Annotated in this window: 9 protein-coding genes and 1 rRNA gene; 8 read left to right on the plus strand and 2 right to left on the minus strand. The window is 44.3% G+C overall.

Features of this window, described 5'->3' with window-relative positions:
• Positions 1-329: 329 nt before the first annotated feature.
• The 5 genes from V3C97_RS02155 to V3C97_RS02175 all read left to right on the plus strand — a co-directional run bounded on the left by V3C97_RS02155 (position 330) and on the right by V3C97_RS02175 (position 4,465).
• Positions 330-1,694: an amino acid permease gene (locus V3C97_RS02155; RefSeq protein ID WP_027826674.1), complete on the plus strand. Its 1,365-nt coding sequence runs from the start codon at positions 330-332 to the stop codon at positions 1,692-1,694.
• Positions 1,695-1,812: 118 nt separating this feature from the next.
• A complete protein-coding gene (locus tag V3C97_RS02160; protein WP_338434365.1) occupies positions 1,813-2,415 on the plus strand; it encodes a metallophosphoesterase family protein in 603 nt (200 codons plus the stop codon).
• A 67-nt stretch (positions 2,416-2,482) separates the two neighbouring features.
• Entirely contained in the window at positions 2,483-3,037 is a 555-nt protein-coding gene (locus tag V3C97_RS02165; protein WP_338434366.1) for a YutD family protein, read from the plus strand.
• Positions 3,038-3,048: 11 nt separating this feature from the next.
• The gene (locus V3C97_RS02170; RefSeq protein WP_009552993.1) at positions 3,049-3,822 is read left to right on the plus strand and encodes a TIGR01457 family HAD-type hydrolase; all 774 of its coding nucleotides are present in this window, start codon (positions 3,049-3,051) and stop codon (positions 3,820-3,822) included.
• 13 nt (positions 3,823-3,835) lie between these two features.
• Entirely contained in the window at positions 3,836-4,465 is a 630-nt protein-coding gene (locus tag V3C97_RS02175) for a TIGR01906 family membrane protein (RefSeq protein WP_338434367.1), read from the plus strand.
• 48 nt (positions 4,466-4,513) lie between these two features.
• On the opposite strand, the gene V3C97_RS02180 is transcribed toward V3C97_RS02175, so the two are convergent.
• Together V3C97_RS02180 and V3C97_RS02185 are read right to left on the minus strand one after the other, a co-directional pair.
• Complete coding sequence (locus tag V3C97_RS02180) at positions 4,514-5,152, minus strand: VTT domain-containing protein (RefSeq protein ID WP_338434368.1); 639 nt, start codon at positions 5,150-5,152, stop codon at positions 4,514-4,516.
• A 6-nt stretch (positions 5,153-5,158) separates the two neighbouring features.
• The gene (locus tag V3C97_RS02185; RefSeq protein ID WP_338434369.1) at positions 5,159-6,151 is read right to left on the minus strand and encodes an NAD(P)/FAD-dependent oxidoreductase; all 993 of its coding nucleotides are present in this window, start codon (positions 6,149-6,151) and stop codon (positions 5,159-5,161) included.
• A gap of 153 nt (positions 6,152-6,304) precedes the next feature.
• Here V3C97_RS02185 and V3C97_RS02190 point away from each other — a divergent pair, with 153 nt between their 5' ends.
• The 3 genes from V3C97_RS02190 (at position 6,305) to V3C97_RS02200 (ending at position 9,159) form a co-directional block, all read left to right on the plus strand.
• Complete coding sequence (locus V3C97_RS02190; RefSeq protein WP_035162965.1) at positions 6,305-6,898, plus strand: peptidylprolyl isomerase; 594 nt, start codon at positions 6,305-6,307, stop codon at positions 6,896-6,898.
• 1 nt (position 6,899) lies between these two features.
• Entirely contained in the window at positions 6,900-7,298 is a 399-nt protein-coding gene (locus tag V3C97_RS02195) for a CvfD/Ygs/GSP13 family RNA-binding post-transcriptional regulator (protein ID WP_027826667.1), read from the plus strand.
• Positions 7,299-7,585: 287 nt separating this feature from the next.
• Positions 7,586-9,159, plus strand: a 16S ribosomal RNA gene (locus V3C97_RS02200).
• Positions 9,160-9,221 lie beyond the last annotated feature (62 nt).

Consider the following 9,221-nt stretch of genomic DNA (forward strand, 5'->3'; position numbering starts at 1 on the left):
CTAGGGGAACTTGCCGCAGGATTGATAGTGCCTGGGAAGGATTTTTTCTTCCGCAGACGCTAGCAGGAATACGGACGGAAAAGAATGACCGCATGAGTTGAACATTCTTTTCCGTCCGTATTCATATTATTCACATTTTATGCTCATAAAAACGAACTTTGCCCTGGGGAGTGCTTAGTTGCTTTTTTTCATGAAAAAGAAGTGCACTTATTAAAGTTTTTTTAAAGGGCAAACGATGAATTTACTATAAATTAAAAATAATGTAACATTTGAAACACATTTATGTAATAATTAGAAACAGTGTCAAACATTATTGAAGGAGTTACGATATGTCCGAGAAAAAAGAATATGCCCGAAGTCTGAAAAGTCGTCACGTTCAGTTGATTGCGCTGGGGGGCACGATCGGAACTGGGTTATTCCTAGGGTCTGGTAAGTCGATTCACTCAGCGGGGCCGGCAATTGTCCTAGCGTATTTGATCACTGGTGCGATTTGCTTTTTACTGATGCGGGCCATGGGGGAGTTGCTACTCTCTGACCTGGATACGCATTCGTTTATTGATTTTATCGCCAAGTACCTCGGGAAAGATGTCGGTATTATTGCCGGTTGGACCTATTGGGTGTGCTGGATTACCATCGCTATGGCTGATGTTACGGCGAGTGGGATGTATATCAAATACTGGTTCCCCCATATTCCCCAGTGGTTACCCGGGCTGATATTGATCGGGTTGTTGCTGTTAATTAACCTGATCACGGTCGGGTTATTCGGGGAGATGGAGTTTTGGTTTGCTTTGATCAAGATTGTTGCGATTGTTGCGCTCATCATCGCGGGAATCGTTTTAGTTGCAGTCAACTACCAAACACCAGTGGGACATGCCAGCTTGAGTAACCTCTTTAGCGAAGGGGGCTTTTTACCCCAGGGGTGGAAAGGCTTCGTTCTTTCATTCCAAATGGTAACGTTTGGTTTCATTGGGATTGAAATGGTTGGGGTAACTGCTTCTGAAGCTGAAGATCCAGAAACAGTTATTCCTAAGGCAATCAACGAGATTCCTACGCGGGTAATCTTGTTTTACGTTGGATCGTTGCTGGCATTAATGTGTATTTATCCATGGAATTACATTACTGCTTCTTCCAGTCCCTTTGTTCAGGTGTTTGAAAATATTGGGGTGACTATGGCTGCAGGAATCATCAACTTTGTTGTCCTGACGGCTGCTGCTTCAGCAACTAACAGTTCCTTGTTTACAACCGGACGGATGTTATTTTCTTTGAATTACCATGGCAAATCAAAATTTGCCCGGAAGATGAGCACGCTCTCACGGACCCAGGTCCCAGCTAACGGCTTGATCTTCTCTGCAATGGTAATCGCAATTTCAGTTATTGCTAACTTCATCATTCCTAATACATCCTTATTTAACTTTGTTTCGAGTGTCGCAACGACGTGCTTCTTGTTCATTTGGGGAGCAATTGTTGTTGCCCATATCAAGTACCGGAAGTCACTCTCAGCGCAAGCAGAACAAAAATTAACGTTCAAAATGCCGTTGTATCCTCTTTCCAACTACTTGGTATTGGCATTTTTGGTCTTTATTGCGGTAGTATTATGCTTGGAAAAGACCACCTTATACGCACTGATTGCTGCGATCATTTGGTTTATTGCCCTTTATGTAGCCATCCGGATGCGTCATCGTGAAAATAATTAATATCATTGACCGGGAATAGGAGAACCTGGTCGTTTAATCTGAGGTGGGAAGTGCTAACTAATCTAGTTGGTGTGGCCCACCTCTTTATTATTTGTCAAATAAACAAGGAAGTGAAAAAATGGACTTTTTTACTGCGGATACTCATTTCTTTCATCCAGGGATCGTGCATAATGCCAGGTTTGCTGACCGCCATTTCTTGACTATTGGCGAGATGAATGAGCAAATTGTTAATAGCTGGAATGCTGCGGTAGCACCAACTGATCAGGTGTATCATTTGGGCGATATTGCTCTCATTAGTACTAAGGCAGCGGAATTAGCCCGGTTATTAAGTTTGTTATTGCGCCTCAATGGTAACATCTGCTTTATTAAGGGAAACCATGACAACCAAACACTGTTTAAGTATCTTGCCAAGCATAATATAACTGTCAATGGTAAGCCCAAGTTTACCTTTCATGAAGTAGGGATTCGTCTTAAATTTGCCAAGTATCAGTTCTTTTTGACCCACTACCCAATGATCGTGGGCCCGGCCAAAAATCGGATCAATTTACACGGGCATATTCATAACCGTGCTGTCAACATGGCAGAAAATATCAACGTTGGTGTGGATAGCCCTGAGAAGGATTATCTGCACCGGTCCATCCCTTTTGGCACACCTTTTAGCCGGGATGATATTGTGATGATGGTGACAGAAAAGAAAATTGATTATCAAAAGCGGCGATAAAGAAAAATAGCATTGAAATAAGATTTCTGTTTATAATTGAAGTATATTGTTTGATGGAGGGGAGCTAGTGAATAGCGAGAAAAAAGAGCGACGTCAAGAACAATTGGCTAAAAAGGCCGAAACGATCAAGGCTTTTGCTAGTCATATTAAGATGAAAAATGCGACGGAACTAACGATTGATGGTCATCCGTATCGGTTAATCAGTAACTACCGTGAGGGGTTTAATATTGAAAAATTGGAAGAACGGTTTAGCAGTATTTTAACCAAATACGACTATATTCTGGGTGATTGGGGTTATGACCAATTACGGTTGCGGGGATTTTATGCCAGCAATAGTAAGCAGGGAAGTTCAGGACAAAACATTGACCACATTCAAGATTACCTGGACGAATACTGTAATTTCGGTTGTGCATACTTTATCCTCCAAAACCTTGGAGAATCCAAACCAGGACGTAAACCCCGGCGCAATAACAAAAGAGGTTATCATTCTGCAGAAAAGCGGAATGCTAATGGCGAAAAAACGTACCGATCCCGGCGGCGGAACCCTAAGCATAAAAATTATAATAAAAAGCGTTCACACGATAATAAGACAAATCGTGGTTTTACAATTAGGCAGAAGTGAGGTAAGAGATAGTGAAGAGTTATCAAGGATATATGATTGATTTAGATGGGACGATGTATCGGGGAAAAGAAAAGATCCCGGCGGCCCAACGGTTTATTAAACGACTTCAAGAGAAAGGTAAGCAGATCCTATTTGTGACTAATAATAGTACCAAGACACCAGAAAAGGTGGTTGCTAACTTAGGGGACAACTTCGATATCCATGTTACCCCTGACCAGGTATATACTAGTGCATTAGCAACAGCGGATTATCTGGCTGACTTGGATCCTAAAAAACGATCTGTATACGCAATTGGTGAATTAGGCCTAAAACAGGCTTTGTTGGACCAGGGTTTTCAGTTTGAAGAAACTACCCCAGATTATGCAGTGGTAGGTTTGGATTATGATGTGACTTACCACAAGTTTGAACTAGCTACTTTAGCAATCAAGCGTGGGGCTAAGTTTATCGGAACCAATGCAGATACTAACTTGCCCAATGAACGGGGCTTAGTTCCAGGAGCAGGTTCAATCATCGCCTTGGTAGAACGAGCTACCCAACAAAAAGCAACTTATATTGGCAAACCTGAGACCATTATTATGGAAAAAGCATTGAAGCGGTTAGGGTTAGCCAAAGACGAAGTAGTAATGGTTGGTGATAACTACATGACGGATATTTCGGCAGGGATCAATTTTGGGATTGACACGATGTTGGTTTATACCGGGGTTTCTACTAAAGAGCAGGTAGCCCAAAAGCCGCAACAGCCAACGATTGAGTTGGATACGCTGGATGATTGGGTGATTGAATAAGGATGACCAGATTATGCCAAGTAAAAAGCGGGGAATAATCTGTGGTCTAGTTATTAGTGGCTGGATATTACTAGGGGCAATTATTATTACGGTAAATTGTCTGCCCTTATATTGGGTCTTGGTTCGCCACTATCACTGGGGCCAAAGCTTGGGACTTAATGACCAAGCTGCTTTCCGAGAATACTTGCGGGTGTGGCAATTCCTTAACTTTCCTACCCGGACAACAATCGGCGGTCACCTGGCTTTATCTGTACCAGCACAGACCCATTTTCAGGATGTTAAACACCTAGTTTGGGGAGTGTATATTGGTTTTATCGGGATGACAGCGCTCATTAAACCAGTATGGCGGTGGAGTCATGATGCATACTCGCTGTGGCTCGCCCGGCTGGTATTGCGTGGTGTTGCTGGTATTAGCATTTGTTTAGCAAGTTTAGCAATAGTTGATTTTAATGATTTCTTTGTCATTTTTCATCAACTATTGTTCCGTAATCAGGATTGGCTGTTTGATCCACGACGAGATCAGATCATTAATTTATTGCCGAGCTATTATTTTGCTATATGCTTTGGATTATTCTTTGCGCTCATTATTGGGGGGATCTTGCTGGGAATCTGGGTGTTATTTACTCAACGACAACGTGAATAAGAAAAAAGGATCGTGGCTTCAAACCGCGATCCTTTTGTTTTATATCAATTATTTACTCAAGCGCGCCTTGAGCGCACCAACCACTGCTGGAATTAAGGAAACAACAATGATGCCCAAAATGATCAGGGAAAAATGTTCCTTAACGATCGTGAAGTTACCAAAGAAGTAACCTCCGCTACAACAGATGATTACCCACAGGACGTTCCCTAAAAGATTGTAATGAAGGAAGGTTTTGTAGGGGAAACCGCTGCTAGCAGCTACAAACGGAACTAACGTCCGAATGATTGGCATGAAGCGGGCGATGATGATGGCCTTTCCTCCGTGCTTTTCAAAGAAAAGTTCAGTTTTAACTAAATCATCTTTGCGGATAAAGCGACTCAAAAATGAATTCTTAGTTAGGGAGTGACCGACTTTATGACCAATCGCATAGTTAGAAGAATCTCCCAACATGGATGCGATGAAGAAGCAAGCCACAAAGATCCAAATATCAAGGTGATACTTAGAGTTGGCCGCCATCGCAGCTGCCGCAAAGAGCAAGGAATCCCCCGGCAAGAACGGCATGATGACTACCCCAGTTTCAACAAAGATGATGGCGAATAAGATTAAATATGTCCAATCGCCAAACATATTAACAATCGTGATTAAGTGTTCGTCAATGTGGAGGATAAAATCAATTAAGTAACTCATGATCCACTAGTCCTTTACAAAATTTTTGATGAGTTGTGTACTATGGAGAGCTTGGTTTCGGTCTGGATAGATCGCATTGAGGGCGGCGTTGATTGCAATAGGTGCTTCGCCCCAGCCAGTAGCAATCAAAGGTGTCTTGCCAGGATAAGAGGCTGCGTCGCCAATGGCAAAGATATTAGGGCGTGAAGTCATCATCGTCCGATCAACGGTGATACCGCGTTTGTCAGTATCAAGCCCCCAGCTGCGGACCATATTGTTGTTGGAAATAAATCCATAGTTCACTAGTAGTTTATCAACAACCAGTTCCTCACTTGTAGTGCTCCTAGCCTTTTTTAAAGTTAATTTTAATTTTTCATTGTGGTCAGCCAAAGCACGGATGGTATAAGGAGTGGCCAGCTTAACGCCTGCAGGTTCCAATTTTGCGACTGAACTTTCAAGTGCCCGAAACTGATCTCGCCGGTGAATCAGGGTTACTGAGTGCGCAACTTCGGCCAAGTGCAAGGCCCAATCAACCGCGGAATCACCGCCGCCAGCGATGGCAATGTCTTGATCAATAAAAGGTGTCTGGTCCTTAACAAAATAAAAGACTTTGGTTCCTTCTAGGGGACCTGCTTCTGGTAAACGGAGTTTACGGGGTTGGAAAGCTCCTGCTCCGGTAGCAACGATGATTGTCTTGGTAAAGCTGGAACCTTGGTTCGTAACCACTTCATACCCCTGGTCGGTCGTGATGATTTCTTGGACAGTTTGATTGAGCTTGATTTCAGGTCCATAGTGTTGGGCCTGGCGGGTTAAATTGTCAATCAATTCTTGCCCCGTCAAACGGGTAAAGCCGGGGATATCGTAGATTTCTTTAGCAGGGAAAAGGGCACTGACTTGCCCACCACTCTGATCGAGACTTTCAATCACTTGGGTTTGGGCAAGGTGCATCCGAGCGTATGTCGCAGCGAACAAGCCCACCGGTCCGCCACCGATAATATTTATATCATAGTAGTTTTTCAATTCTCGTTTCCTCCACAATGAAGTAATAGCATTACTAACGATACACTGAACATGAATTAAAAGCAAAGTATCGCTCTAAAGTGAAAACAATAGTAGCATAGTAGGTTTCGTGTTAAAATATTTTTGATTGCCAAAACTAAATATTAGGAAGTGATGTTGATGTATCCACAATTAGCAGTAAATACAGATACGACGCCACAGGTAACAATTACGACCAACCTGGGGGATATTACATGTGTCCTTTTTCCAGAACTAGCGCCCAAAGCAGTTGAAAACTTCATGACTTTAGCGCGTAATGGTTACTATGATGGGACAATTTTCCACCGGGTGATCTATGATTTCATGATTCAAGGGGGAGACCCAACCGGAACCGGTATGGGGGGTAGCAGTATCTGGGAAAAAGAATTTGAAGATGAATTTTCTGACCAGTTGTTTAACCTCCGCGGAGCATTGTCAATGGCCAATGCTGGTCCAAACACTAATGGAAGTCAGTTCTTTATCGTCCAAAACAAGAACCTCCCTGATTCAATGGCAGCTGAAATGAAGCGGGCGCATTATCCTGAAGAAATCGTAGCTGCTTATCAAAAGGGGGGCACACCGTGGCTTGATCACCGTCATACCGTTTTCGGTCAAGTGGTAGCTGGAATGGAAGTTGTAGACAAGATCGCTAAAGAACCAACGATGCCAGGAGACAAACCTGGTCGGGATATTGTGATCGAAAAGATTGCGGTGAAGGATCGGGATTAATATGCGATATAGAATTGGGATGGTTATTGAGGGCAAAGTGACGGGGATTCAACCCTATGGAGCATTTGTTTCCCTTGATAATGATACCCAGGGGTTGATTCACATCTCCGAGTGTCGCAATGGTTATATTAGTGATATCTACGACTTACTCCAAGTAGGACAACGGGTTCGGGTGATGATCATTGATATTGATGAGTATACGCAAAAGATCAGTTTATCGTTGCGGTGCTTAGAGAAAAAGTTTGACTTTTACCACACAAACGTTGCGCCCAACCAGTATAAACATTACTGGACTAACCGCCATGTTGAGGAAGGGTTTGCCCCGATTGCAGACCGCCTTGATGAGTGGGTTGAGCAAGCTTTGGCGGATATCGATAAAAAAAGTGAAAAAAGTTCTTGACCCTATGGGTAGGAATTGATATTATAAATCTCGTTGCTGATAAGGAGTTATCAAATCACTTCTTACGGCAGTGAGATTTTTTAAATTTTATGCTTGACGCATGAAACTTGAAATGCTATTATGAATGAGTTGTTTCAAGCAAACAACTTTTTATAAAGTAGATCTTTGAAAACTGAACAAAGTTTCGACAAATCAAATGTGTAGGGCTTCTTGCTAGACGCAAGAGCAAAACATTTGCGAATGTCAATTCGCTAGTAATTTTTACGAGTCTAATCGACTTAAGATTTTAAATCGAGAGTTTGATCCTGGCTCAGGATGAACGCTGGCGGCGTGCCTAATACATGCAAGTCGAGCGCATCGGCCCAACTGATTGAAGATGCTTGCATCCGATTGACGATGGTTTACCGATGAGCGGCGGACGGGTGAGTAACACGTAGGTAACCTGCCCAGAAGCGGGGGATAACACCTGGAAACAGATGCTAATACCGCATAGGTCATTTGACCGCATGGTCAAATGATTAAAGATGGCTCTGCTATCACTTCTGGATGGACCTGCGGCGTATTAGCTAGTTGGTAAGGTAACGGCTTACCAAGGCAATGATACGTAGCCGAGTTGAGAGACTGATCGGCCACATTGGGACTGAGACACGGCCCAGACTCCTACGGGAGGCAGCAGTAGGGAATCTTCCACAATGGACGCAAGTCTGATGGAGCAACGCCGCGTGAGCGAAGAAGGTCTTCGGATCGTAAAACTCTGTTGTTAGAGAAGAACACGGGTGAGAGTAACTGTTCACCTGTTGACGGTATCTAACCAGCAAGTCACGGCTAACTACGTGCCAGCAGCCGCGGTAATACGTAGGTGGCAAGCGTTATCCGGATTTATTGGGCGTAAAGGGAACGCAGGCGGTTCTTTAAGTCTGATGTGAAAGCCTTCGGCTTAACCGAAGATGTGCATTGGAAACTGGGGAACTTGAGTGCAGAAGAGGAGAGTGGAACTCCATGTGTAGCGGTGAAATGCGTAGATATATGGAAGAACACCAGTGGCGAAAGCGGCTCTCTGGTCTGTAACTGACGCTGAGGTTCGAAAGCGTGGGTAGCGAACAGGATTAGATACCCTGGTAGTCCACGCCGTAAACGATGAATGCTAGGTGTTGGAGGGTTTCCGCCCTTCAGTGCCGCAGCTAACGCACTAAGCATTCCGCCTGGGGAGTACGACCGCAAGGTTGAAACTCAAAGGAATTGACGGGGGCCCGCACAAGCGGTGGAGCATGTGGTTTAATTCGAAGCTACGCGAAGAACCTTACCAGGTCTTGACATCTTTTGACCACCTAAGAGATTAGGTTTTCCCTTCGGGGACAAAATGACAGGTGGTGCATGGTTGTCGTCAGCTCGTGTCGTGAGATGTTGGGTTAAGTCCCGCAACGAGCGCAACCCTTGTTGTCAGTTGCCAGCATTCAGTTGGGCACTCTGGCGAGACTGCCGGTGACAAACCGGAGGAAGGTGGGGATGACGTCAAATCATCATGCCCCTTATGACCTGGGCTACACACGTGCTACAATGGGCAGTACAACGAGTCGCGAAACCGCGAGGTTTAGCAAATCTCTTAAAGCTGCTCTCAGTTCGGACTGCAGGCTGCAACTCGCCTGCACGAAGTCGGAATCGCTAGTAATCGCGAATCAGCATGTCGCGGTGAATACGTTCCCGGGCCTTGTACACACCGCCCGTCACACCATGAGAGTTTGTAACACCCAAAGCCGGTGGGGTAACCTTTTGGAGCCAGCCGTCTAAGGTGGGACAGATGATTGGGGTGAAGTCGTAACAAGGTAGCCGTAGGAGAACCTGCGGCTGGATCACCTCCTTTCTAAGGAATAATACGGAACCTACACGTTAGTTGAAACTTTGTTTAGTTTTGAGAGATTTACT

The sequence above is a fragment of the Ligilactobacillus saerimneri genome (assembly GCF_036689625.1).
GTDB lineage: Bacteria > Bacillota > Bacilli > Lactobacillales > Lactobacillaceae > Ligilactobacillus > Ligilactobacillus saerimneri.

Bases quoted from the DNA above. Each gene is read 5' to 3' on its own strand.
- V3C97_RS02155 (WP_027826674.1), top strand. From the start codon at position 330: ATGTCCGAGAAAAAAGAATATGCCCGAAGTCTGAAAAGTCGTCACGTT.
- V3C97_RS02160 (WP_338434365.1), top strand. From the start codon at position 1,813: ATGGACTTTTTTACTGCGGATACTCATTTCTTTCATCCAGGGATCGTG.
- V3C97_RS02175 (WP_338434367.1), top strand. From the start codon at position 3,836: ATGCCAAGTAAAAAGCGGGGAATAATCTGTGGTCTAGTTATTAGTGGC.
- V3C97_RS02180 (WP_338434368.1), bottom strand. From the start codon at position 5,152: ATGAGTTACTTAATTGATTTTATCCTCCACATTGACGAACACTTAATC.
- V3C97_RS02190 (WP_035162965.1), top strand. From the start codon at position 6,305: ATGTTGATGTATCCACAATTAGCAGTAAATACAGATACGACGCCACAG.
- V3C97_RS02195 (WP_027826667.1), top strand. From the start codon at position 6,900: ATGCGATATAGAATTGGGATGGTTATTGAGGGCAAAGTGACGGGGATT.